Raw genomic sequence first — 380 nt, 5'->3', positions numbered from 1 at the left:
GCCATGCACCCAATATCATTCCAGATTTTTTAATTAAATGAAGGCTTTTAACCTCTTCAACCCCCTCATTGAAACAACCAAATTTTGCTATTTCAGTATAATATAAGGAGAAAACCATTCCTGCCCCCATAACCGACAAATCAACCAACTGGCTAGCAGAAGCCCCAATCGTTGCCCCAATATCCAAAACAATCCTCTCACTGCGAAGGGTTGGCCAAATACCAGCAATCCCAGGACGCTCAGCCTCTGCCATCATTTTTAAACAAAAATAAGACATGGCCATAAGTGCACCAGTATTGCCCGCAGAAATGCAAGCATCAGCTGCGCCATTTTTTACTGCTTCAATTGCATACCACATTGACGATTAACCGCGCCCATTA

Annotated in this window: 1 pseudogene; it reads right to left on the bottom strand. The window is 43.2% G+C overall.

Annotated features, from left to right (window positions below):
• Positions 1-364: pseudogene (locus J7R13_RS09425) on the bottom strand (phosphate acyltransferase PlsX); the annotation flags it as partial.
• Positions 365-380: the final 16 nt, after the last annotated feature.

This window comes from Bartonella taylorii 8TBB, assembly GCF_902825155.1.
Lineage (GTDB): Bacteria > Pseudomonadota > Alphaproteobacteria > Rhizobiales > Rhizobiaceae > Bartonella > Bartonella taylorii_A.
This window is presented reverse-complemented; position numbering and strand designations above follow the sequence as displayed.